Origin of the sequence: Kibdelosporangium phytohabitans (assembly GCF_001302585.1) — a bacterium.
Taxonomy (GTDB): domain Bacteria; phylum Actinomycetota; class Actinomycetes; order Mycobacteriales; family Pseudonocardiaceae; genus Kibdelosporangium; species Kibdelosporangium phytohabitans.
The window spans coordinates 5,189,783-5,212,018 of record NZ_CP012752.1; the positions used below are offsets into that span (position 1 = coordinate 5,189,783).

Sequence of the window (22,236 nt, forward strand, 5' to 3'; positions counted from 1 at the left end):
TGACAGATTCTGCTTTCGCCGCGGTATACCCGTGGTTTCGTGATCACCGGACTGGGGCTGAAGCGGTGGATTTCGACGTACTGGGAACGTTGCGCGTGCGGAATGAGTCGCGGGAGGCGCGGCTCGATGCCCGTTTGCAGCGCGTGCTGCTCGCCGTGCTGCTGGCGCGCGCCAATCGGGCGGTGTCGGCGGAGGTGTTGCGGGAGGCGCTCTGGGACGGCCGGGCGCCTCGGTCGGCAGGCAAGGTTCTGCAGGTCTACGTGCACAGACTGCGCCGGGCGCTGGGCGAGGCCGACCGGATCGCGTACCAGGAGGCAGGGTACTCGCTCGTTGTGCGGCCCGGCGAGCTCGACGCCACGCGGTTCGCCGAACTGCGCGCGCTGGCGTTGCAGGAACATGCGACAGGGGCATTGTCGGCGGCCCGGGATTTACAGCGAGAGGCGCTGGGATTGTGGCGTGGAACACCGTTCGGTGACCTCGGGGATGTGCCGGTATTGCGTGCCGAAATAGACCGGTTGCAGGAACAGCGACTGGCCGCGTACGAGGAATGCATGGCCACGGAACTGGCGCTCGGTAATCACTCGAAAACGGTCGGTGAACTGGCCGAGCTGGTCGACGAATACCCATTGCGGGAACGGCTCAGGGCCCAGCTGATGCTCGCGCTGCACCGCACCGGCCGCCGGGCGGACGCGTTGCGCGTCTTCGACACCGGCAGGCGCCTGCTGGCGGACGACCTGGGCATCGACCCCAGTCGCGAGCTGCGCGACATGCACACCTCGATCCTGCGCGACCTGCCTGTGCTCGATCTGCCCCGGGTGGTCGAACCGCCGGTCACCGTTCCGCGGCAGCTTCCCGCGGACATCAGCAGGTTCACCGGTCGCGGCGAGGCACTGCGCCGGCTGGACGAGGTGCTGCCCGGCCAGGACAACCCGGGCATTTCCACGATCTCCGGAGCGCCGGGCGCTGGGAAGACCGCGTTGGCGTTGCGCTGGGCACACCGGTCGCTCGACCGGTTCCCGGACGGCCAGCTGTACATCAACCTGCGCGGATGCGGGTCGGAGCGCCCGCTGCGCCCGGTCGAGGCGCTCGCGCAGTTCCTGCGGGCGCTCGGCGTGGCGCCGCTGGAGACACCGCTTGACGTGGACGAGGCCGCGGCGCTGTTCCGGTCCCTGGTCGCCCGCCGCACCATGCTGATCCTGCTCGACAACGCGGCGAGCGTCGACCAGGTCCGGCCCCTGCTGCCAGGCGGGCCGGGCTGCGTGGTCGTGGTGACCAGCCGTGACCGGCTCACCGGTCTGGTGGCCGAGCACGGCGCTCGACGGCTGCTGCTCGACGGGCTGCCTGAGCATGATGCGGTGACGCTCGTGGCACGAGTGCTCGGGCCGGAGCGGGTCGGCGCCGAACCGGAAGCCGTCGCCAGGCTGTGCCGGTTGTGCGAATTCCGGCCGCTGGCGCTGCGCATCGCGGCCACGCACTTGCTCGACCAGCCGGAGCTGGCCATCGCCGCATATGCCGGCGAACTCGAATCGGGCGACCGGATCGCACAGCCCGGCAGCGCCTCGGCTGTCCGATACGCCGTACGGCCGGTCGCCTGACCGGCCCGGGGGTGTCATCACGGGGCGTAGGCGGCCTTAGCCCGTCGGGTCACACGTGGTGACCGGAGTCGGTGAACTTCCGGTGTGGACACTCCTGCCGGCGGCTGATCCCGGGTTACCGTGCCGGATATGACCGACCAGCCCGAGTTCCCCCACAGCTACGACAGTGCGGACCGCGCAATGGGCCACGCCCGGGTCGAGTTCGCCGAGATGCTCTTCGCGGAAGCGTCGGACGTCGGCGCGGCGCCCCAGCCGTCGACGGAGCTGACCGCGCAGGTCCAAGCGTCGGCACTGCTGGCGCTCTACTACGAGATGCGGCACGGCAACGACCTGCGTGAGGCGCAGATCCGCGCACTGGACGCACACCGCCTCGCCCTGGCCGAGTACGCCGGCCACCACCTGGAGACACCCGCCCTGATGGCGGCTGTGCAAGTCGGTGAACCCGAGCTCCCGCCCGCCCGCGCACCGCTGGACTGAGCCGCGTCAGCGCGACGCGCGCTTGCGGCGAGCCTTCGCGGCGACGGCCGTGAACGGCAACGCGTCGACGAGTTCCTCCGGCGCGGTCAGCCGCCACGCCTCGTAGACCAGCTCGGACAGCTCGTCCACCTCGATGTGGTCGAGGTACACCACGACCCAGCCGAAGCCACCGGACGTGAACTGCTCCTCGAACACGTCCGGGCGCTCGGCGACGAGGGCGAGCTGCTCGGAGATCGTCTGCTTGAGCCCGACGGTGTTGGTGCGCGGCCAGTAGTAGGCGAACTTCTTGCCCTGGACGGTGAACGACGTCCACTGGCTGGCCTCGGACCGGCCGACGCCGGTGAGCCGGTCGACGACCCGGTGGAACTCGTCACTGTGCACAGCCACGCCCATCAACCCCCACGAAAAGTCCGCACGGGCAGTTTAGTGCCGGGGAGCCCTCCCGGTGAGCGCCGGTACGGTCACCGGCACCGACAGGGGAGAGGGTGACGATGAAGCGGTGGCTGGCGGTCGCGGCGGCCGGACTCGGAGTGCTCGGTGCCGGGTGCTCGGCGCCCGGTCAGCCACCGGCGGCGCCCCCGCCTCCGCCACCGCCCGCGCCGACCAAGGAAGGCGTGGCCTGGGCCCAACGCGTGTGCACCACCGTGAAGGAACTCGACGCGACGCTGTCGAAACCCGCGTCCCAAGCCACTCCCCGGTATCTCGCCGCATGGATCAAGGAACTGCGGGCCGTCAAACCCACCGGCGTGGCCGCGGCAGACGGCTACGCCGCCGAACTGGGCAAGTCGCTGGAGTCGGCGAGCTCCGACCCGCAGGCCGCGCTCGCGCAGATGGAGCCGCAGCAGCTCAAACTCACCATCGCGGCGGAGAAGTTCGGTGAGCTGACAGCGTCGTACAACGCGGCGCCCGCGTGTACGCCGGTTGGCAAGCCCGAGCAGTCGGTGCCCAGCCGGGACATGGTGCTGTGGGCCAACGTGATGTGCCTGAGCCACTATCATCTGTCCACATTGCGCACGGACCCGCTCAACGAGCCCGCGCTGTCCGACCCGCGTTTCGCGCAAGCCGCGGCGGCGTCCCTGTCGTTGTACATCCGAGGCGCGGGCGACCCGCTGGACGACGCCATCGAACTGCTGGCAACCGCGCAGCCGATCGGGATCGCGGACGCCGACAGCTACCGGACCACGCTGCTCGCGGCCGTGCGGGCGGCGAAGGAGAAGATGCCGGAGAGCGGCACCGGCATGACCGACCTGATGGACATGCCGGCCGACCAGCTGAAGGCGAAAGCGACCGAGATCGCCACGGCTCTCACGCCGGCCAAGCCCAAGGACGCGGACCTGCGGGCGATCGTGGCCAAGAACCCGCCCTTGACAGCGGCGCACAGCGTGGCGCCGGCATGTGACGCCCCCGGCGACCCGCTGCCCGCCGCGGCGAACGGGACGGACGTCGCGGCGTGCGCCAGCGGCAAATGCCAGGTGCAGATCACCGGGTCGGCGGACGTCACGGCAGCCGGATCGAACTTCCGGGTCGTGGTGCGCGACGCGAAGGTGACCGTGACCGACGCCACCGGCGTGGTGAGCCTGGGCGGTGGCGGCGTGGCCTCGTTCGGCAACGGACAGAAGACCGTCACCATCCAGCTGCGCGGCGCGAAGGGGAACACGGCGGTCTTGGACATCACCGCCACGTGACGCTGATGCAGAATGCGGTCATGTCTCGTCGTACCGCGATGTTCCTGACGGCCTTCGGTGTGTGGTCGTGGATCATCTGGATCACCTTCGCCAAGAACCTGTGGGACTCCGACCGGGCGTGGGCCGCGGACGGATCACCGACCGCGTACTTCATCGTGCACGCGGTCCTGACAGTCGTGTCGTTCGTGCTCGGCACGGTCATCGGCGTCATCGGCTGGCGGGCCCTGCGAGCGCGTCGTCCGCAATCCGCGTGACGGTGACGCGGTCGTCGGCCATGATGTAGCGCTGTGGAGTCCACCCGAGTGGACCGCTGGTTGTGGGCGGTCCGGCTGACCAAAACCCGAACGGACGCGGCGGCGGCGTGCCGAGGCGGACACGTGCGCGTCAACGGCAAGCCGGCCAAACCAGCCACCACCGTCACCCCAGGTGACGAGGTCAAGGCCCGCGTCGGCACCACCACCCGCGTGGTCGAGGTGGTCAGGGTGATCCAGAAGCGCGTCGGCGCACCGGACGCCGTGACCTGCTACATCGACCGCACACCGAAGCCGCCACCAGAGGCGCTCATCCCAGTGGCCACCCGCGACCGGGGCACAGGCAGGCCGACCAAGCGCGACCGCCGCGTGCTCGACAAGTTCCGCGGCGGCAACCGGTGACCGCCGACTACGAGATCCGCGCGGTGTACACGGAGAAGACGATCACGGTCTACCAGGCCTACAACCCGGCGATAGGCGACCAGGCGGCCAGGGACGCAAGATTCCCGCAGACCTGGAAACGCGACCGGATGACCTGGATAAAGCCGAGTTTCCTGTGGATGATGTACCGCTGCGGCTGGGCGAGGAAACCCGACCAGGAGACGGTGCTGGCGATCGAGATCACCAGGGAAGGCTTCGAATGGGCGCTGGCCAACGCCTGCCTGTCCCACTACCGGCCCGGCCTGCACCAGGACGAAGCGGCCTGGAAACGGGCACTCAGGACAGCGCCCGCCCGCGTCCAGTGGGACCCCGAACGCGACCTCCGCCTCAACCCGCTGAAACACCGCAGCCTGCAACTGGGCCTGGCACACGAGGCAACCCGCCGCTACGCCGACGACTGGACAGTCTCGATCACAGACGTGACCCCGCTCGCCCGCGAAATCCACGCCCTCGTGACCGCCGGGAACCTGGACGAAGCAGCCGCCCACCTGCCGCCCGAGCAGCCTTACCACGTCGACGGCAACCAGCTCAGCCACCTCCGCTGAGCCCCACCGCCGACCATCGTCTAAACTGACCAGGTAAGCACCCGTAGCTCAACGGATAGAGCATCTGACTACGGATCAGAAGGTTAGGGGTTCGAATCCCTTCGGGTGCACGTCCTCACGGCGACCCTGCTCGCTTGCTTCGCAAGCTCGCCGGGTCGTCCTTTCCATTTTGGGGGGCCGAACCCCCAAGCCCCCCACGGTGCGGGCTTCTCGCCTTTTCAGCGCTGGGTGCTTTTTGGTTTGACCAGCTCCGGCGCTGCTGCGCCGCCGCCGTGCCCGCTTGGCGCTGGTGCGCCTTTGGTGACATCTGAGTTGGCTTGCCGTGATGGTGAGCTGGGATGTTGCTGTGTCCAAGCCCTGCCCTCGTACGTCCGCGACGAGGTTGTGCGGGTGGTCCGTGATCGTGAGCCGGGCGTGACGGATGAAGTCCCGCCTTGCGGTCCGCACCGACGCGGATCGCGGTTCCGATCGAGAAAGTTCGTCTGTGCCCTCGGCTGGCGCCACAGGATCGGATCGATGGGCAGAGTGGTCACTGCGCTTGTTCGTGTCGGTTGGGGGTGCGGGGGATTGTCAGGGCGCCGATTGTTGTTGTGGTGACGAGTGTTGTGATGCTTGCTCCTGTCCAGAGGCAGGTCAGTGGGGTGGTTGGGGCCAGATGCCGGACCAGGTGAGGGTGGCTCCGATCGCTGCCAGCACCGCGGTGATCAGGACGGCGACCGTTGCCGTGATGAGGCCGATCGCTCGGGTGTTGCGCTGGTCCTGCTCGATTCGCGGGTCGATGCTGTTGGTGGTGGTTGTGGTGTCCAAACGCAACTCGATGGGCAGTGCGCCGACGATGGTGGCTTCGTTGGTGGTTGCCTGGGGATTGCCGGGCGTCAGCAGGACGTGGGTTGTGTCCGGGCTTTCGCGCAGACCCATGGCTGACGCGGCAGCCGGGCCGATCGTCATCGGGGGAGTTTCGACCTATTGTCCACAGGGGACTGGATTGGCCTCGGTACGCCGAAACTGGCCGGTTCGGTGGTGCGGGACTCGGCGACGAGTTCGACCTCGCCGGGGCTCGTCATTGCCGCGATGGCCGGTGATCCGTTGCTGTATGCGGATTTCTCGGCCGCGCTGAACTTGACGCCGGTGAGAGCTCCGGCGTCTTCCGGTTGCGCGATGGCTACTGGGAAGGGATTCCCGTGCGTGCGGGTCCGTTCCCCGCAGGTACGGGATTCGCCGCCGGTCGTGCAGTGGAAGTACGGTGTTGCGGCCAAACCTTCTGGTGTGACAGCAGGGGCGGGGGAGGCGGTGGATGCTTGGGTGGCCTTTTCGGGTTCTGCGCGTTCGCCGCTGTGCAGTGCTCGGGGCAACGACACGAGTGCCGCACCGGCTGGCAGCCCCGCGGGCTGGTCACGGTCACGCGCGGCCGTGCTGTCCATGACCGTGACCAGTGCGGTGGCGACCATGGCCAGGAAGGCGACGGCCGTCATCCCGGCGGTCAGACGCCCCGGTCGAACCCAGCAGGGCACGGGCAGCCTTCGGACAGCTGATCTTCACCCGCGCGTTGTCCACAGCCGACGTCGTGCAGTTGTGCCAGCCGTCAGGCCCTGCGCCACTCTGACCGAACACGGGGCCTGCCGCCGCCGCGGTGCCTGCCCCCAAAGCCAGTGCTGCGGCGGCACCAGCGCCCGCCACGGCCAGTGATTTGACGATCCTGCGCATCGAGTTACCCCTCCATGAACAACCCGACAAGCGCCGACCTTCACGAGGATCGGCGCCGTTCACCTTCGTTCCCACCTCTGACGCGCCGGTCACGTGCCATGTGCGGGTGTGGTCAAGCGCCGGTCCGGTCAACCGTTTCATTCCACGTTGAACGTCATTGCAGGGGTGCCGGGCCGGGCGGACGCTGTGCCTCCGGCGAGCAACCTGGACCGCTCGCCTGTCTGCGACTGGGGGCAGAGGTGCGAAGATTCGTGCTGGCCGGAATGGCCACACTGCTGGTTTCATCGGGTTCCGTAGTTCCTCATCCTTTCTCGGCCGCGGTTGCCGCCGCGTCGACCGCTGCTTCGGCAGCGGCGGCACTGACACCGGCGCAACAGGCGAGGGCTACCGGCCGGCCTGTGGAGGTGACGGCCGACCGCACCGAGAAGAACCAGGTTTTCGCGCAACCTGACGGTTCTTTCACGATGGAACAAGCCGTCGAACCGGTTCGGGTACGCCGTGGCGACGGGTGGGCGGACATCGACACCGCCGTGCGAACCCGCCCCGACGGTCGTGTCGAGCCGGCCGCGACTGTGACGCCGACGGTGTACTCGGGCGGTGGCACGTCTGCGATGGCGGAGTTCGGCACGGCCGCCGAACGGCTGGCGGTGCACTGGCCGTCGGCGTTGCCGACGCCGCGGCTCGACGGGGACAAGGTCGTGTATCCCGAGGTCATGCCCGGCGTCGACCTGGAGATGAAGACGTTCCGCCAGGGCTTCGGCTACACCGTGATCGTCAAGAACCCGGAAGCCGCACGGAATCCCGCCGTGCGACAGCTCAGCCTTCCGGTCGACGGCCTCACCGTGAAGACCGGGAACGGGGTGCGGACCGCGTACGGCGCGGACGGCAAAGCCGTCTACCAGTCACCGTCCTCGGTCGTGCAGGACTCCACAAAGGACGGAGAGCCCGGCTCCCGCAGGGGACTCTCGGCCGTGTCGTCGGCGGACGGGCGGATCGTGATCACGCCGGACGCCGGGATCCTCGACGATCCCGGCGCCGGGTTCCCGATCCGCATCGCCGAGCAGTGGTGGCCGCTGGGCCAGTTCGGCTGGACCTCGGTGTACGCCCAGTACCCGACGCAGACCTACTGGAACGGCGCGAACATGGGCAACGACACGCGCGCCCGCTCCGGCTACTCCGGCGACTGGGAATACCCGACCGTGACCGTCCGGTCGTTCTACCACTTCGACCTGCGTTCCATGCACGGCAAGCACGTGCTGGGCGCCGAGCTGAACCTGCTGGGCGGCTACTCGTCCACGTGCTCCGACAGCACGTTCTGGCTCGCGCACTCCGGCGGCGTCTCGCCGCAGACGAACTGGAACAACCAGCCCGGCACCGGACGCACCCAGGAGCGCAGGGAATCCGGGTTCGGCCGGGTGGGGTGCGGGCCGCGCTGGGTCGGCTGGGACGTCGGCTCGGACGTGCACTGGTCCAACCACGTGCAGCCCGCCGACCACGTGACGTTCCGGATCAGCGGTCCTGAGGGCGACAAGTACGCGTGGCGCAAGTGGGACACGACGTCCTACGGCCAGCACCCGAAGCTCATCGTCAAGTTCAACCAGTACCCGCACACGCCGGGCAACCTCACGGCCGCGCCCAAACCAGGCTGCACCCAAGACCCCAACGAACCGTACGTGAGCACGCACCAGCCTGTGCTCAAGGCAACTGTGAACGACCCGGACGGTGGCCGGGTGTCCGCGGTGTTCGAGCTGTGGGACCGGTTCGGCGCGTTGCGCCGCGAACTTGTCGTCGGCGAACACGAATCGGGCAGCGAGTTCCAGGTCACCACGCCCGGTGACCTCTACAGGGACGGGTCGAGGATCGCGTGGCGGGTCAAGGCGAGAGACCCGTACGGCGCGGAATCCGGGTGGTCGCAGTGGTGTGACATCACCGTCGACAAGACCGCGCCCGACCGCAAGCCCGAGGTCTCGTCCACCGACTACCCGGAGGGGGTGTCCAGCGGGTCGCCGGGCAGGTCCGGCCGGTTCCACTTCAGCGCGGCCAACCTCGCGGACGCCGCCGGGTTCCGCTACCGGGTCGGCGGCCAGGGCTGGAAGTTCGCGCCCGCGGTGAACGGTTCGGCCACAGTGGACATAGCGCCGATGACGGCCGACCCGGTCAGGCTGGACGTCACCATCGAGGACAAGGCGGGCAACATCGGCCAGGACAACGAGCTCAGACCCGAGCTGAGCAACGTCCGCAAGTACGAGATCCGGGTGAACGGCCCGACTCCACCGACCAGCCACTGGAAACTCGATGGCCACCACACCGCCATCGACGCCCGTGACTCCAACGGCAAGCACCCCGGGACGTTCCCGCTGGGCAAGGTGTCCTGGACCAAGGGCAAGGCCGGTGACGCGCTCGCTTTCCGGGGCGTCGAGAACTCCTTCGTCACCACCACCGGCGGCCCGGCGGTCGACTCGACCGCCAGCTTCACCGTCGCCGCCTGGGTCAGGCTGGACGCACACCCCGGCACCACCTGGCGCACGGCGGTCAGCCAGGACGGCGCGCACGTCAGCCGGTTCGCCCTGCAGTTCAAGGGAGAGTCCACGCAGCGGTGGGCCTTCTCGATGATGTCGAACGACTCGACGGCACCGCGGATCGACTCGGCGATCGCCACCGACGACAGGTTCGTCCCGCAGGTCGGCCAGTGGACCCACCTCGCCGGCGTCTACGACATCACCGACAAGAAGATCCGGTTGTACGTCAACGGTGTGCTGGCCGGTGAACAGGCGCACGACGGGTTCTGGTGGAGCGAAGCGCCGAACGCGCTGCAGATCGCACGCGGCAAGTGGGCCGACAACATCGGCGACTACTTCCCCGGCGCGATCGACGACGTCAAGGTCTACGACCGCGCGCTGAGCGACATCCGGATCGACAACGGGCCGTCCGAACTGGACGAACTGGCGCAGACGTCCTCGCTCGAGGCGGTCTTCGCCTTCGACGAGAACACCGGGACCAAGACCAGCGACGCGACCGGTGCCGCGCGCACCGCGACACTCGACGCCACTTCGTGGGCGCCGGGCAAGGACGGCACCTCCGGGTTCAAGTTCGACGGCCACCCCTTCGAGGGCACGAACCACGCGGCGACCGAAGGGCCGGTGATCCGCACCGACGACAGCTTCACCGTGTCCGCCTGGGTGAAGCCCGAGCGCTTCGGTCACGGCGCGAGAACGGTGCTCGCCCAGTCCGGCACCACGATGAGCGGCTTCTACCTGCACTACCGCTTCGGCCCGGAGGACGCGGAGCCGTCGTGGAACTTCTTCACCCCGGATGTCGACTCCGCCGCGCACGTGTGGGCGTGGGTGCGGTCACCGGCGAAGATCGTCGAAGGCCAGTGGACGCACCTCGCCGCCGTGTACGACGAGTCCGTGCCGGAGCTGCGGCTCTACGTCAACGGCGTGCAGAGCGGCCCGCCCGCGAAGCTGAAACCGCGCAACTGGACCGCGGCTGGACCGTTGCAGATCGGCCGCGGCAAGTACATGGGCAGGACGATCGACCCGTGGGTCGGCACGATCGACGAGGTACGCGTCCACAGTGGAGTGCGCAGTGCCGCGGACATCTCCGCCGAGGTGGCCGCCCCGCTCCCGGACCGCAAACGTCTGCCCGCTCACGGCCGGTACATCGCCCATCGCGGTGACCACCGCGGCGGCAACGGCCCGATCCCGAGCGAGTACCGCCTGGAAGGCACGGTCGGTTACTACCTGCCGCCGGGAACCCCGGGCACGCACATGCTCTACAGCTGTATCACGGGTGACCACGACGCGTTCACCACGGCGAAGGCGGACTGCTGGGGCTCGAGGATGATCGGCCCGCTCGGGCTGGCCTACGACAACCCACCCGCGGGGGTCCGTGCCAACCGGCTGAACCGGTGCAGGGTCAAGCAGGGCTCGCAGGAGAACTTCGACTCGCTCACGTCCGACTGCGAGGGCCACACCGTCGAGGAGGAGCTCGGCTACCTGCTGCCGTACACGACGCTGACGCGCTACCAGCAAACCGACGGCGACCCCGATCGCCGAAGCGACACCGGGAACGTGCCGGTGGGTTACCGCGCACAACGGGATCTCGTGGCGTTGCACTACCTCGACGGTGACGGACGCGTGCCGCTCGCGCTGTGCCGGACCGGCGCGGACACCTACGTCCAGACCGGGTGGGACTGCACCGGCAAGGACCAGCAGCTGGTCGAACGGCTGGGCTGGGCCTGGCCGCAACGGCCGTCGGACCCCGCCGCGAAGGAACTCTTCGCCTGCGCGGAGGTCAGCGAGACCAGGGAACGGTTCGAATCGACCGATTCCGGATGTGAAGGACAGGACGTGCTCGGCTCGCTCGGCTTCGGCATCGACCCGGCGCGTGTGACCAGATGACAGGAGAGAACCACATGGGAGCCAGACGTTTGCTGCTCGCGCTGGTCGTGGCGGCGGGGGTGGTGCTGCCGGCTCAGGTGGCGACGGCGGCGCCGGGGGCGACGATCACCGCCAACCCGGACGGCACCTACACCCTGCGGCAGGAACTGACGCCGGAGCACCTCACCCGGACGCCCGCGGGCTGGACGGCGGTGTCCAGCGGGGCCCCGACGAACACCGGCTGGAACGGTAACGGCACCAGCGACGGCCGCGCACCCGCCGGCCACTACGACTTCGAAGGCCCCCGCACGGTGCTGCGGTCGTACTTCCAGTTCGACGTGGCGCAGTTGCGTGGTGCGCGGGTCCTGGGCGCTGAGCTGTCGGTGCTCGGCGTGCACAGCTACAGCTGTGGCCCGACCGGCATCACCCTGAGCGCGACCGCTCAGGTCTCGCCGCAGACCAACTGGCTCTCGCAGCCTCCGGTGTACTCCCGTCAGCAGCGGGTCGAGGACGGGTTCTGCGGCGGTGCCCGCTGGGTCCGCTTCCCCGTGGCAGCCGAGATCTCCCAGTCCGCCCAGAACGGGTGGGACTTCGCGACGTTCGGACTGTCCGCGACGGACGAGTCCAGCAGGCACGGCTGGCGCAAGTACGGCACCGCCAACACCGGCCAGGCGCCGGTGCTGACCGTGACTTTCGAGCGGCTCCCACAGAGCTGATCCCGTCGAGGCGGGGGATGACGGCAGGACAGCGGTCATCCCCTGCCTTGGCATGCCGTTTTCGCACAACGAAAGGGAGAAATGAGACATAAACCGGTCAGACGGGCGTGCGGCATGGCCGCTGCGCTCGGACTGTCTCTGGTGGTGACCTTACCGGTCACCGCGGTCGCGCAGGAACGCCCACCCGGCGACCCCGCCGCGCTCAGCCGTGCCAAGGACGTCGACGGCAAGGACATGGTGGTCGCGCCCATCCCGCCGGATCCCGCGTGGGAGCAGCAGGTCCGCGGCAAACCGGTGGTGACGTGGCCCGCCGCGGCCACCGGCGAGGTGAACCTGGCACCGGCCGTCGCCAGCGCCGCCAGGGCGGGTGAGTCCCCGGTGACGCTGCGGACGTCCACTCCGGACCAGGACGGGACACCGTCACCGGCCAAGGTCCGCGTGAACCTGATGGACCGGGCCAAAGCCGAGACGCTCGGTGCCAAGGGTGTCCTGGTGGAGCTCAAGCGCGCCGACGGGAAGGCCGGGCAGGGCCCGGTCGACCTCGAAGTGGACTACTCCGGGTTCCGCCGCGCGTACGGCGGTGACTTCGCCGCCCGGCTGCGAATCGTGGCCCTGCCGGCTTGCGCCCTCACCGATCCGGCAAAACCCGCGTGCCGCCAGCAGATCACCATCCCCTCACGCAACGACGTGAAGGCGGGCAAAGCGGTCGCGCGTACCTCGGTGACCCCCGAGGGCTCGTTGTTCGCGTTGGACTCGGCACCGTCCGGGCAGACCGGCGACTACAAGGCGACGTCACTGGCGCCGTCGACGACGTGGACGGTCGGCAACAACAGCGGCAGCTTCTCCCTGTCGCACCCGTTGCCCGTGCCGCAGGTCCCCGGTGGTCTCGTGCCGGAGTTCACGATGGCGTACAACTCCGGCAGCGTGGACGGCCGGACCGCGTCCACCAACAACCAGGTCTCGTGGCTCGGCGAAGGCTGGGACATGTGGTCGGGCTACGTGGAATGGCGGTTCAAGGGCTGCTCCGACGACGGCGTGACCAGCCAGGAGACCGGCGACATGTGCTGGGCGGGTGACCACGCCTCGATCTCCTTCGGCGGCCGGTCGTCCGAACTGCTCTACGACCCCGACAAGAAGCTCTGGCGGCTGCGCGAGGACGACAACTCCCGGGTGGAGTTGCTGTCGGGCGCGGCCAACGGCGACAACGGCAACCAGTACTGGCGGGTGACCACCAGCGACGGCAAGCAGTACCACTTCGGCTTCAAGCCGGAGACGCAGTCGACGTGGACCGTCCCGGTGTTCGGCAACAACTCCGGCGAACCCTGCTACTCCACAGCCGGTTTCGCCCAGTCGTGGTGCCACCAGGCCTGGCGCTGGCAGCTGGACTACGTGGTCGACCGCGCGGGCAACACGATCACGTACTTCTACAACAAGGAGACCAACAGCTACGGCCTGAACATGGCCAAGTCCAAGATCGACTACACCCGTGGCGGCACGCTCGACCGCGCCGAGTACGGCTCGCGGCTGACCGCGCCGGCGACCGCGCAGGTGAAGTTCGAGACCGCGGACCGCTGCCAGGCCGACTCGGACTGTTCCAAGCACGTCAAGGAAAGCTACCCGGACGTCCCGTACGACCAGGAATGCACCGACGACAAGTGCGCGGGCAAGGTCACGCCGACGTTCTGGAGCACCAAGCGGCTGGCCAAGGTGACCACGTCGGTCAGCGGTGCCGTGTCCGACACGTGGACCATGGAGCAGAGCTTCCCGGCCACCGGCGACACCTCCGATCCCGCGCTGTGGCTGCAGAAGGTGACCAGGGTCGGCTCGGCTGGCGGGCAGCAGACCCCCATACCGCCGATGGAGTTCCGCGGCACGCCGGAGCCCAACCGGATGAACACGCCGGAGGACGGCCTGCTGCCGATGCAGAAGTACCGGATCCACACCGTGCACAACGAATCCGGTGGCCGGACGGAGGTCAACTGGGCCGCCGACGACTGCGTACCGGGCCAGTGGCCCAAGAAGGACACCAACCAGCAGCGGTGCTTCCCCGTGCGCTGGGCACAGAAAGGCGCGGTGGACAAGGACGACTGGTTCCGCAAGTACGTCGTCAAGGAGGTCAACGCGGACGAACGCGTCGGCGGCGGCAAGATCGAGCGGACGAGCTACGAGTACTCGGGCGGCGGCGCGTGGCACTACAACGACGACCCGCTGCTCAAGGCGGAGTTCAAGTCGTGGTCGCAGTGGCGCGGGTACGACCGGGTCAAGGTCCGCACCGGCAACGTCGACTCCGAGCCCGGCGTCAAGCAGACCGAGAAGGAGTTCCGCTACTTCCGCGGCATGAAGGGCGACAAGCTGGACGGCAACCCCGACGGCAAGCCCGCCCAGGTCGAGGACTCCGCCAACGCCAAGCACGACGACCTCGACGGCCTGCAGGGCTTCCTGCTGGAGGAACGGACTCTCGACGGCAAGGACGGCCCGGAGGTCTCCGGCACGCGGAACCAGCCACACCTGGTGCACACCGCCACGAAGGGCACCGCGAAGGCGTACCTGGTCAGGACGCTGAAGACGTTCGGTCGTACGAAGCTCGCCGCCGGTGGTGTGCGGCAGTCGGAGACGGTCAACGAGTTCGACGAGGACTACAACGTCAAGAAGGTCAGCGATCTCGGTGACGTCGCCAAGCGGGATGACGAGCAGTGCACCACCACGACGTACGCCAAGAACCGCGGGTCCTGGATCCTCGACCTGCCCAGCCAGGTCACCAGGGTCGGCGTGGAGTGCGGCGCCGCTGCGGTGTTCCCGCGTGACGCCATCTCCGACGAGCGCACGTACTACGACGGGAGCACCGAGCTCGGGGCCGCGCCCACTTCGGGGTTCGTGACCAGGAAGGAGAAGGTCAAGGAGTACGTCGGCGGCGTGCCGAAGTTCATCGTCGACTCGGTGTCCACTTTCGACGCGTACGGCCGTCCGCTGACGGTGTCGGACGTACTGGAAAGGACCAACAGGACGACGTACGACCCGCCTGTCGGACCGCCGGCGAAGGTCGTCGCCAAGGACCCGGCGGGCAACGAGACCGTCACGGAGCTGAAGCCGTGGTTCACCGACCCGGTGTCCACAACGGACGTCAACAACCGGCGCACCGACCTGTCCTACGACGGGTTCGGCAGGCTCACCGCGGTGTGGATGCCGGGAAGGCCACGCGGGGAAGCGCCGAACCTGCGGTTCACGTACACGATCCGCAACGACGGCACCAGCACCGTGGCGACCGAGGCGTTGAAGGCCAAGCTGAACACCCTGACCTCGTACACGCTCTACGACGGTTTCCTGCGCCAGCGGCAGACGCAGAAACCGGCGTGGCTGGAGGGCGGCCGGACCGGTCGTGTCGTCACCGACACGATCTACGACTCCCGCGGCCTCGAGGTCAAACGCAACGGCGAGTACTTCGACGACGCGGCGGCGGCCGGGCCCAAGTTGTTCCTGCCCACCTCCGGCGACGCGCAGATCCCGTCGCAGACCGTGCTGACCTACGACGGCGCGGCGAGGGAGATCAAGTCGGAACTGTTCAGCCAGGGACGCGCGCTGTCGTCGACCTGGTCGACCAAGACCGAGCACGGCGGTGACCACACCGTTGTCACACCGCCCAAGGGCGGCACGCCGACCGTGACCTACAAGGACGTGCGGGACCAGACCACCGAGCTGCGTCAGCTCCACGGCGTGGTGGGGGAGCAGCCCCCGACCACGAAGTACGGCTACGACAAGGCAGGCAGGCTCGCCACCGTGACGGACCCGGCGGGCAACGTGTGGAGTTACGCCTACGACGTGCGCGGCAGGCAGACCGAAGTCCGTGATCCGGACAAGGGACTGTCGGAGATGACGTACGACGACGCCGACCAGCTGATCGAGCGCAAGGACGCACGCGGCCAGGTGATCGTGACCAAGTACGACAAGCTCGGCAGGCCGACGGAGACCCGCAAGGACTCCGCGACCGGCGACCCGCTGACCGTCAAGACCTACGACACGGTCCCCGGCGCGGTCGGCCAGCTCGCGACGAGCACGAGGTACGCGGGCGGACGTGAGTACAAGACCGAGATCGTCAGCTACGACGACGCCTACAACGTCACCGAGAAGACGGTCAAGATCCCGGACACCGAACCCGGGCTGGCCGGGACGTACCGCGCCAAGGCCGCCTACAGCACGGAAGGGGCGCTGATCTGGGAGAACGTGCCGAAGCTCGGCAACGACCTCGGCGGTGAGGAGATCAACTACCGCTACGACGACTTCGGCAAGCTGAGCTTCGTCGGCAACGACAACAACAGCTACGTGGGCTACGCCCGCTACACCGAGTTCGGCGAGCTGGAGATGATCCGGCGCGGCAAGGTCAACAACGAGGCCTGGACGCTCAAGGACTACGCACCGGCCACCCGGCGGCTGTCGCAGATCTCCGTGGAGACGAGGCCGACGGTCGGTTCCCAGGCCGACCTGCGGTACGGCTACGACGAGGAAGGCAACGTCACGTCCTTGTCCATGGCGGTGCCGAAGGAGAAGATCGACCGCCAGTGCTTCGGCTACGACGGCCTGAAGCGTCTCACCGAGGTGTGGACGGCGGGCAGCACGACAGCCAACGACTGCGCGCTGGGTGCGGGCAAGACCGTCGACGGCCCGGCGCCGTACTGGACGACCTACAAGTACGACGCGATCGGCAACCGCAAGACCGAGACCGAGCACGGCCTCAACGGCGTGCGGGACACGGTCCGCACGTCGAAGTACCCGCTGACGGGCGAGCCCCGGCCGCACGCGCCGCTGTCGGTGCTCACGGAAGGCCCGAACGGGACCAAGACCGACACGTTCGGCTACAACGCGACCGGGACGACCAAGAGCCGCCCGGGGCCGACAGGCGTGGGACAGACGCTCACCTGGAACGAGGAGGACAAGCTGGCGTCCACCTCGGCCGGTACGAGCTACGTCGACGAGGCCGACGGTGACCGGCTGATCAGCCGGGACAACGACGGCGCCACGCTGTACCTGGCCAGCGGTGAGATCCGGTGGACCAAGGCAACGGGCAAGCTGACCGGCACCCGCTTCTACAAGCACAACGGCGAGATCGTCGGCGTGCGCACCGCGGGCGCGCTCAACTGGCTGTCGCAGGACCACAACGGCAGCGACGTCGTCGCGGTCAGCGCGGCCGACCCGAAGATCGTCAGCCACCGCAGGCTCGACCCGTTCGGCAAGGTACGCGGTCAGGCACCGCAGAACTGGCCGACGACACGCGGGTTCATCGGCGGCACGACGGAGGCCGCGACCGGCCTGATCAAGCTGGGCGAGCGCGAGTACGACATCACCGGCGGCAAGTTCCTGTCGGTGGACCCGTTGATGGACCCGGACAGCCCGGAACACCTCAACGCGTACTCGTACGCCGACAACACGCCGGTCACCAAGTCCGACCCGACCGGCCTGGCCCCGATGCACTGCCTGGGCTGCGGAAAACCCTTCGACCAGTTGCCGCCCAACAACAAACCGGGCAACCCGCCGAACCAGCAGCCGAAGGGCGGCACGAACAAGTACCACGACCCGCCGGTCAACGCGACCGCGCGCAAGCGGGAATGGTTCGACTACTGGGTGGCCAAGCACCCGTTCCTGTACGACTTCAAGTTCAAGGTCGGCTACAACCCGAAGGTGGACTTCGCCAACAAGCGGGCACAGGCCACCCTGGACGGTGAGCCGTACGGGCTGAAGGTCAGCCCCGAGGTGGCGATCAACGAGCTGCGCAGGTGCTTCAACTGCAGCTTCCCGATCAAGAACGGGCCGGCGGACTTCCCGGCGGACGGCGAGTTCATCCCGCTGGACGCCTCGCCGCTGTGGCCCAGCCTGGTCCAGATCCACGCCGACGTGAAGTCCTACGACTACCACCCGGACGGCAACGGCTTCTACTTCGTCGCACAGAAACGCCACTTCGACGACGCGGGGTCGGTCATCGCGTTCAACTTCGAACAGGACAACAAGGGAGACCTCAACCTGCGGGTCCGTGCGTGGGCGTCCTCACCGGTGCCCGACGCGGCCAACAAGGCCGAGGCGGGCTACCAGTGGAGCAAGTTCGCCCACCAGCTCGGCATGAACATCATCGAGCACCACTGCACCACGGGGGTGAAGCCCAAGTGCTGACCCGATAGTCCGCACCGATCAGCACACCGGCCAACCGGCCGGTGTGCTGATCGGCTTTGCCGGCAATCAGCGACGCCCCTGGCCGCGAGCGCCGCGCCCACCGGCCAGATCGTTGGCCACGGTGCTCGCTCCTGCTCGCCGCCGTGGCCGTGATCGTTGGCGAGACGCCCGCTTCCCGCTCCTTGTACAGCGAGTTCGCCGCCGAGCCTTGATGAGGCGGCGGCCCATGCTTGTCAGGCCGGGGCTGATCGCCACCAACTACTCGCGCTGACGCAGGCACGCAGCCATGCCAGCTCGTCTTGGTCCACGATGAGGTTTCCGCCAAGGACAGGGACCTTGCCGACCGCGCTGACGCGGTCCCAGGAGCTCGCCGCGCACGCCCGAGCACTCGACGTGCACGCCGCCGAGGTGCGAGCCGCTTCATTCGACATCGGTCAACGTGGTGCGGTGTTTCCCTCGGCTGGTTCCGGCCGACGCAGCTGGGATTGGTCCCTTAACCTGGCGGCGTGCTTCCCGCGCTGCCTCGTGCCGGAAAGGGGTGATGGCCGTGAATCGCGTGATCCTCGCCCTGTCGGCGGTCGCGATCCTCGTCGCGCCGTCGGCGGCGGCTACGGGCACGGGGACGACGTTCACCGTGCTGCAGCTCAACATCTGCCACGGCGGCATGGCCGGTTGCTACCGGGGTGACGCGGTCATGCACAAGGCCGCCGAGGTGATCAGGCTGAGCAAGCCGCAGGTGCTGTCGGTGAACGAGGCGTGTTCCGGTGACATCGACCGGCTGCGCCCGGCCATGGGGCCGGCGCGGGCGTTGTTCGCCGAGGCCCGCAATCTCGACGGCACACCAGTGCTGTGCCGTGGCGGCGATGGGCGGTACGGCAACATCATCATGGTCTCGGCCGGGTTCGCGGGCACGACCGAGGAATCCGGTATCCACGCTGCCCAGTACACGGCGGCGGACGGTATCGGTGAGCTGCGCTCGTGGGCGTGCCTGCCCGCGGCGCGGCTCAGTGCCTGTACGACGCACCTGTCCTCGGACAACGCGCCGACCGCGCTCGCGCAGTGCCGGGAGTTGATCAGTCGTGCGGCGCGTCATCCACGGCCCGTCTTCGTCGCCGGTGACCTCAACCTGCGGGGGCAAGGCGTGCGGGACTGTGACCGCGGCGGGTTCTCCCGCCGGGGTGACGGCAACGTCCAGTACGTGTTCGCCAGCGACGACGTGTCGTTCGTCAGAACGGACGACATCGACATGGCGGGCACGACCGACCACCCCGGTTTGCTGATCACCGGCAGCCGCTAACCAGCCGATCGGCGCAACGAGGCGTCCAGGTTTCGCAGCAGTTCACCGACCCGGCCACGGCCGCCCGGAGCGTCGGGATAGCGCGTCAGGACGCTGACCACCACAGGACCGGCCAGCTCGTGTGCCTTCCTGATGAACTCGTCGCCGATCTGGCGGTCGTCCCCGGCGTCCAGTTCGAACGCCCGGGCCGCGTGAGCCGCCGCGCCGAGAATGTGGATGACCTGAGTCGCTTTCGCCAACGGGTGCAGGTACGCCGCACTGGCCGCCGCGACAGCAGCGCGGGCAACGTCGCTGGCTGCTTCCAGCCCCGCGTCGCGTGCCTCCTGGTACGCGCGCTGGGCCGCCCACGCGCTGTCACGAATCCCTTTGGTTCGATTCGCTCCCTCCGCGAACGTGCGTGCCGCGTCGATCGCGGCTCGTGGACGCTCGTCGCCGGGGCAGTCGCGTTCGAAGATCACCAGGGCGGGTTCCGCGCAGGCCGCGGCAAAGCCCGCTACGTCTCGCAGTTCCGCCATGCCGAGATCGATGACCGAGTTCACCAGGTACACCGTATCGTTGAACCATCAGTTGAGACTTTCACGGCGGAATCACCTGTTCGCAGCGATGAAAGCTTCAAAGAGACGTGGTTTGCGGATGAGGCATACACTTTTGCTCATGACGCAACAGGACGGTGAGCTGGACAGTCTCGTGCGCAGGAGGATCCGCGCCCTGCGGGTGGCGCAGGGGTGGTCGCTGGAGGAACTGGCCACTCGCGCGCGGCTCAGCCCGTCATCGCTCAGCCGGATCGAGAACGGCCGGCGCCGCCTGGCCCTCGATCAGCTCGTCACCCTCGCCCGCGCGCTGGACACGTCACTCGACCAACTGGTGGAGACGGACACCGACGACGTCATTGCCAACCCGATGATCGACGGCGCCCACGGCCTGATGCGGTGGCCGATCAAGGCGGATCCAGGCGTGACCGTGATGCGCCAGCGGATGACGAACCCGCCGCCGGACAACCCCGCCCGCATGCGCGCCCACCCTGGCCGCGAGTGGCTCGTCGTGCTCTCCGGTACGGCCATCCTGCTGCTGGGCAATCGCCGCCTTCGCGTGGAGACCAACCAGGCCGCGGAGTTCCCCACCATGCTCCCGCACGCGATCGGCGCCGAGGGCGGCCCGTGCGAGGTCCTGGGCATCTTCGACCGCGATGCCCGCCGGGGACACCCGGCGGACAAGGGAATCGCTGTCAAGTAGCGCCCTTGCGCGTCCGGCAGCCACGCGACCGTCGCCTTGCGTCATGCGCAAAACGCTGTGCATCTCGCGCACGGGCTTCCTACCGTGGCAGCATGACGCACACCGACCACGACAGTCAGGCCGAGATCCTCGATCTCGACGCGGAAGTCCTCCGCGAGCACATCGCGGCCATCGTCGCGTGGCTGCCCGTCCAGGCTCCCCGGCAGATCGTGGATCTGGGCTGCGGGACCGGGACGGGCACCTTCGCCCTGCTCGACAGGTTCGCCGGCGCGGACGTGATCGCGGTCGACACGTCGGCCGACCACTTGCGCCGCCTGCGGGAGAAGGCCACCGGCCACGTGCGCGCGATCCAGGCCGACCTCGACTCGCAGTGGCCGGACCTCGGCACGCCCGACCTGGTGTGGGCGTCGGCGTCCATGCACCACATGGCCGACCCCGACCGCACACTGCGCCAGGTCCACGACACGCTCGCGCCCGGTGGGCTGTTCGCCGTCGTGGAACTCAGCGGCTTCCCCCGTTTCCTGCCAAGCAGTGCCCCGGAGGAACGGCCGGGTCTGGAAGAACGCTGCCACGCCGCGACCGAGCAGTTGCACGCCACGCACGTACCCCACCGTGGTGCCGATTGGGGACGCAAACTGGCCGCCGCCGGATTCACCGTCGAAGGCGAACGGACCGTCACCGTCCACATCGAACAATCCGGCAACGCGGCAGTCAGCCGTTACGCGCTCAGCAGCCTGCGGCGCATACGCGGGGCCGTCGCCGAAACGCTCCCGGCCGACGACCTCGCCGCGCTGGACCGGCTACTCGACACCGGCAGCCCGCACAGCATCTTGCGTCGCGACGACCTCGCAGTACGCACCGAACGCACAGTCTGGGCCGCGCGCCGCACATGGAGGACAACATTGTGCGGGAACCGACCGCATCGCCGCGTGCCCGTCGGTCAAGTGTCCACAAAGGATGAAATGGGTGGTGAGGGTCCCGATCTGCCCCGGATCCGGTCGGCCGCTCGCCGGCTGGCCACCCCTGGCCGGTTCTTCGAGGGCCACGGCCCGTGAGATCACCGAGGACGAGCTCGTGACAGCCGCGGTCGAGGAAGCCATGGCGTCCTCCGCGTGGTGCAAGGTCATCGGCGACTGGGAACCCGACGACCCGCCTGTCCCGCTGGACCTGCTGCGGAAAGTGGTGACGGCCGTGCACGCGGCGGGCGGGCAGGTGGCGGTGCACTGCCAGACGGCGGAGGCAGCCGCAACGCGGTCCTCGCCGGCGTGGACAGCCTCGAACAGGGGATGCACCTCGACCTGAACCTGATCGACCGCATGGCCGGACAGGGCACAGCGCTGGTCCCGACACTCACCGCGTTCAGCGGGATCCTGGCGGACGTCCGCACCAAGCCCCCAGGCCCGAGGCGCGGAGCGATCCGCCACGGCTGGGACCACCTCATGCCGACCATCCGCGCCGCGCACGGAGCAGGCGTGACAGTGCTGGCGGGAACCGACAGTGAGGTCTTCGGCCAGGTCAGCACGGAAGTAGGGTGGCTGGTCAAGGCGGGCTTGTCCGCTGGGGCAGCGGTCGCGGCCGCGTCGTGGACCGCGCGGTCGTGGCCCGGTCTGCCCGGCCTGGTCGACGGTGCACCGGCCGACCTGGTGGTCTTCGACGGGGATCCACCGTCGACCCGGCTGTGCTCACCCGGCCGAGGCGGATCATCCTCCGGGGCCGCATAGCCAAACGACACCGGGCGAGGCGCCGGGTCTCGG

At 68.7% G+C, this 22,236-nt stretch carries 18 protein-coding genes and 1 tRNA gene; 15 read left to right on the top strand and 4 right to left on the bottom strand.

Annotated features, from left to right (window positions below; translation table 11 throughout):
- The first annotated feature begins 65 nt into the window (after positions 1 to 65).
- Together AOZ06_RS23610 and AOZ06_RS23615 are read left to right on the top strand one after the other, a co-directional pair.
- Positions 66 to 1,595 carry an AfsR/SARP family transcriptional regulator gene (locus AOZ06_RS23610; RefSeq protein WP_054291399.1) on the top strand — a complete coding sequence of 510 codons (1,530 nt, stop codon included), beginning with the start codon at positions 66 to 68 and terminating at the stop codon, positions 1,593 to 1,595.
- 129 nt (positions 1,596 to 1,724) lie between these two features.
- Positions 1,725 to 2,072: a hypothetical protein gene (locus AOZ06_RS23615; protein ID WP_054291400.1), complete on the top strand. Its 348-nt coding sequence runs from the start codon at positions 1,725 to 1,727 to the stop codon at positions 2,070 to 2,072.
- Positions 2,073 to 2,078: 6 nt separating this feature from the next.
- Here the strand turns inward: AOZ06_RS23615 and AOZ06_RS23620 are convergent, their stop codons facing one another.
- Complete coding sequence (locus tag AOZ06_RS23620; protein WP_236952356.1) at positions 2,079 to 2,459, bottom strand: MmcQ/YjbR family DNA-binding protein; 381 nt, start codon at positions 2,457 to 2,459, stop codon at positions 2,079 to 2,081.
- A 104-nt stretch (positions 2,460 to 2,563) separates the two neighbouring features.
- On the opposite strand from AOZ06_RS23620, the gene AOZ06_RS23625 reads away from it, so the two are divergent.
- From AOZ06_RS23625 to AOZ06_RS23645, 5 genes are all read left to right on the top strand, one after another.
- Complete coding sequence (locus tag AOZ06_RS23625; RefSeq protein WP_054291402.1) at positions 2,564 to 3,757, top strand: hypothetical protein; 1,194 nt, start codon at positions 2,564 to 2,566, stop codon at positions 3,755 to 3,757.
- Positions 3,758 to 3,777: 20 nt separating this feature from the next.
- The gene (locus tag AOZ06_RS23630) at positions 3,778 to 4,011 is read left to right on the top strand and encodes an SCO4848 family membrane protein (RefSeq protein ID WP_218922042.1); all 234 of its coding nucleotides are present in this window, start codon (positions 3,778 to 3,780) and stop codon (positions 4,009 to 4,011) included.
- 33 nt (positions 4,012 to 4,044) lie between these two features.
- On the top strand, positions 4,045 to 4,410 hold the full coding sequence (locus AOZ06_RS23635; protein ID WP_083471875.1) for an RNA-binding S4 domain-containing protein: 366 nt from the start codon (positions 4,045 to 4,047) through the stop codon (positions 4,408 to 4,410).
- A complete protein-coding gene (locus tag AOZ06_RS23640) occupies positions 4,407 to 4,994 on the top strand; it encodes a DUF4291 domain-containing protein (protein WP_054291404.1) in 588 nt (195 codons plus the stop codon). The genes AOZ06_RS23635 and AOZ06_RS23640 overlap by 4 nt, the downstream gene beginning before the upstream one ends.
- A gap of 37 nt (positions 4,995 to 5,031) precedes the next feature.
- Positions 5,032 to 5,104: transfer RNA gene (locus AOZ06_RS23645), tRNA-Arg, on the top strand.
- Positions 5,105 to 5,627: 523 nt separating this feature from the next.
- On the opposite strand, the gene AOZ06_RS23650 is transcribed toward AOZ06_RS23645, so the two are convergent.
- Both AOZ06_RS23650 and AOZ06_RS23655 read right to left on the bottom strand, forming a co-directional pair.
- Positions 5,628 to 5,942: a hypothetical protein gene (locus tag AOZ06_RS23650; RefSeq protein ID WP_054291405.1), complete on the bottom strand. Its 315-nt coding sequence runs from the start codon at positions 5,940 to 5,942 to the stop codon at positions 5,628 to 5,630.
- The gene (locus AOZ06_RS23655) at positions 5,939 to 6,466 is read right to left on the bottom strand and encodes a hypothetical protein (protein WP_054291406.1); all 528 of its coding nucleotides are present in this window, start codon (positions 6,464 to 6,466) and stop codon (positions 5,939 to 5,941) included. Before AOZ06_RS23655 ends, AOZ06_RS23650 begins: the two co-directional genes overlap by 4 nt.
- A gap of 636 nt (positions 6,467 to 7,102) precedes the next feature.
- Between AOZ06_RS23655 and AOZ06_RS23660 the strand changes: the two genes are divergently transcribed.
- The 4 genes from AOZ06_RS23660 (at position 7,103) to AOZ06_RS23675 (ending at position 19,249) form a co-directional block, all read left to right on the top strand.
- Complete coding sequence (locus tag AOZ06_RS23660; protein ID WP_169798970.1) at positions 7,103 to 11,101, top strand: LamG-like jellyroll fold domain-containing protein; 3,999 nt, start codon at positions 7,103 to 7,105, stop codon at positions 11,099 to 11,101.
- 14 nt (positions 11,102 to 11,115) lie between these two features.
- Positions 11,116 to 11,796 carry a DNRLRE domain-containing protein gene (locus tag AOZ06_RS23665; protein WP_054291408.1) on the top strand — a complete coding sequence of 227 codons (681 nt, stop codon included), beginning with the start codon at positions 11,116 to 11,118 and terminating at the stop codon, positions 11,794 to 11,796.
- Between the two features lie 141 nt (positions 11,797 to 11,937).
- Positions 11,938 to 17,952: an RHS repeat domain-containing protein gene (locus AOZ06_RS23670; protein ID WP_157233191.1), complete on the top strand. Its 6,015-nt coding sequence runs from the start codon at positions 11,938 to 11,940 to the stop codon at positions 17,950 to 17,952.
- A gap of 547 nt (positions 17,953 to 18,499) precedes the next feature.
- Positions 18,500 to 19,249, top strand: a complete 750-nt coding sequence (locus tag AOZ06_RS23675) for an endonuclease/exonuclease/phosphatase family protein (protein WP_157233192.1) — start codon at positions 18,500 to 18,502, stop codon at positions 19,247 to 19,249.
- On the opposite strand, the gene AOZ06_RS23680 is transcribed toward AOZ06_RS23675, so the two are convergent.
- Positions 19,246 to 19,764 (bottom strand): putative immunity protein, encoded by a 519-nt coding sequence (locus AOZ06_RS23680; protein WP_054296861.1) that lies wholly within the window; start codon positions 19,762 to 19,764, stop codon positions 19,246 to 19,248. The genes AOZ06_RS23675 and AOZ06_RS23680 overlap by 4 nt on opposite strands.
- 139 nt (positions 19,765 to 19,903) lie before the next feature.
- Here AOZ06_RS23680 and AOZ06_RS23685 point away from each other — a divergent pair, with 139 nt between their 5' ends.
- The 4 genes from AOZ06_RS23685 (at position 19,904) to AOZ06_RS23700 (ending at position 22,203) form a co-directional block, all read left to right on the top strand.
- Positions 19,904 to 20,482 carry a helix-turn-helix domain-containing protein gene (locus AOZ06_RS23685; protein ID WP_054291411.1) on the top strand — a complete coding sequence of 193 codons (579 nt, stop codon included), beginning with the start codon at positions 19,904 to 19,906 and terminating at the stop codon, positions 20,480 to 20,482.
- A gap of 92 nt (positions 20,483 to 20,574) precedes the next feature.
- Complete coding sequence (locus AOZ06_RS23690) at positions 20,575 to 21,537, top strand: class I SAM-dependent methyltransferase (RefSeq protein ID WP_083471878.1); 963 nt, start codon at positions 20,575 to 20,577, stop codon at positions 21,535 to 21,537.
- Positions 21,538 to 21,556: 19 nt separating this feature from the next.
- Positions 21,557 to 21,784, top strand: coding sequence for a hypothetical protein (locus AOZ06_RS23695; RefSeq protein WP_054291412.1), 228 nt, complete (start codon positions 21,557 to 21,559; stop codon positions 21,782 to 21,784).
- The gene (locus tag AOZ06_RS23700) at positions 21,748 to 22,203 is read left to right on the top strand and encodes an amidohydrolase family protein (RefSeq protein ID WP_157233194.1); all 456 of its coding nucleotides are present in this window, start codon (positions 21,748 to 21,750) and stop codon (positions 22,201 to 22,203) included. Before AOZ06_RS23695 ends, AOZ06_RS23700 begins: the two co-directional genes overlap by 37 nt.
- The last annotated feature ends 33 nt before the right edge of the window (positions 22,204 to 22,236 follow it).

What these genes read in the sequence shown, in the direction of transcription:
- AOZ06_RS23665 (WP_054291408.1), top strand. Translation starts at nt 11,116, where the DNA reads ATGGGAGCCAGACGTTTGCTGCTCGCGCTGGTCGTGGCGGCGGGGGTG.
- AOZ06_RS23630 (WP_218922042.1), top strand. Translation starts at nt 3,778, where the DNA reads ATGTCTCGTCGTACCGCGATGTTCCTGACGGCCTTCGGTGTGTGGTCG.
- AOZ06_RS23650 (WP_054291405.1), bottom strand. Translation starts at nt 5,942, where the DNA reads ATGACGATCGGCCCGGCTGCCGCGTCAGCCATGGGTCTGCGCGAAAGC.
- AOZ06_RS23625 (WP_054291402.1), top strand. Translation starts at nt 2,564, where the DNA reads ATGAAGCGGTGGCTGGCGGTCGCGGCGGCCGGACTCGGAGTGCTCGGT.
- AOZ06_RS23690 (WP_083471878.1), top strand. Translation starts at nt 20,575, where the DNA reads ATGACGCACACCGACCACGACAGTCAGGCCGAGATCCTCGATCTCGAC.
- AOZ06_RS23685 (WP_054291411.1), top strand. Translation starts at nt 19,904, where the DNA reads ATGACGCAACAGGACGGTGAGCTGGACAGTCTCGTGCGCAGGAGGATC.
- AOZ06_RS23680 (WP_054296861.1), bottom strand. Translation starts at nt 19,764, where the DNA reads ATGGCGGAACTGCGAGACGTAGCGGGCTTTGCCGCGGCCTGCGCGGAA.
- AOZ06_RS23655 (WP_054291406.1), bottom strand. Translation starts at nt 6,466, where the DNA reads ATGACGGCCGTCGCCTTCCTGGCCATGGTCGCCACCGCACTGGTCACG.
- AOZ06_RS23615 (WP_054291400.1), top strand. Translation starts at nt 1,725, where the DNA reads ATGACCGACCAGCCCGAGTTCCCCCACAGCTACGACAGTGCGGACCGC.